General features: G+C 49.7%; 1 protein-coding gene. It reads right to left on the bottom strand.

Features of this window, described 5'->3' with window-relative positions; all coding sequences use genetic code 11:
- On the bottom strand, positions 1–1,246 hold a 1,246-nt coding region (locus tag AC6ROY_RS25340), incomplete at its 3' end, for an IS110 family RNA-guided transposase (RefSeq protein ID WP_500103334.1).
- Positions 1,247–1,360: the final 114 nt, after the last annotated feature.

Here is a 1,360-nt window from a genome sequence, read left to right as displayed (position 1 = left end):
TTGCATCGTATTCTTTCTGCTGTGTTCCTAACGTAAATAGAATTCGGATGAGCTTTCCACATAACGCAATGATGGACTGTTTCTTCTTCAGTGGGTTCTGACTTCTCGTCGTATAGTATTGATGCAGCGCCTTGAACGCTGGGTTCTTAGCCACCATCGGCATCACCGCCCGAAACAGCAGAGCCCGTAGTCGCGAGCGCCCGCGCTTGCTTATTCCGGTCCTGCCCTTTCTCTTGCCGGAGCTATTCTCTTTCAAGTTCAGACCAGCCAAGCGAATGATTTGCTGCCCATGGTCGTAGTTGTGGATATCCCCGACTTCAGCCAGAAACCCTGCTACCGTCACCACTCCGACGCCTGGCACCGACAACATCTGTGCAGTGCCTGGGATACTCTCGAGGATCTCCTGCACCTTTGTCATGGTTGTCTCGAGCTGTTCGCTAAACAGGTCGTATTGTTGTAACAAGACGGCCAGTTCCATTCGAGCTGCCTCTACGCCCTCTGTAAGACCGATCGAGGTGGCGGCTGTAGCCACGAGCTTCTCCGCCCGCTTTATGCCTACTCCTCGTTTCACTTCTGTCTTCCAATGCTCTAGGACGATCCTGGCTCCCTTATCCCTAATCTCTGCGGGTAGCGGAAACGCTCTGAGCGTCATAAGCGATGCCTTGCCTTCCCAGACTTTGAAGACGCTTGTATACTCCGGGAAGAAGCGGTCAAACCAATTGACGATACGACCTTTAACTTGCGTTAGGCTTACCGACATTTTTTCTCGGAGATTCATGAGGATCCGGAGATCTGCATACTCTTTTGTCGGTAGATTCGGTTCGGAGTACTTGCCGTTTCGAATGAGATCGGCGATGACTTTCGCGTCCTTGTAGTCGCTCTTCGTCTGCGAGTTATCTTCTAGCTCTTTGCTTTTGTTGACGTGGTGCGGGTTCACGACGACGATTTTAATGCCTTGTTCCTTCAGGTACGCTGCTAACGGGAACCAGTAGTGCCCGGTGGGCTCCATTCCAAAGACGATCTCCGTCTTGGCATGAGTTTGTTTAAGTTCCTTCATCCAAGTCGCGAGCTTCGTCAGCCCGCTCGCATCATTGTGGAACGTACAGTCTTTTCCGAGTTCAATACCACGGAAATCTACTGCTCGAGCCACATGAATCTTCTTCGCGATGTCTGCTCCTACAACCAGCGTTGAATCGGTAATTTGTGTAATACGTTGAATCTGTTTTTGCTTAAGTTTATACTTCATGTTGAGTGCCTCTTTCGTATATGGGATTTGTTCTTTGGACGGAACGTTTCCCAGTATACAAGAGGTGCTTTTTTCGTTCAAAGCTCAAATTACTTCATTACAGGAATGGCTCCT

This window comes from Paenibacillus sp. sg306046 (assembly GCF_059821225.1).
This window is presented reverse-complemented; position numbering and strand designations above follow the sequence as displayed.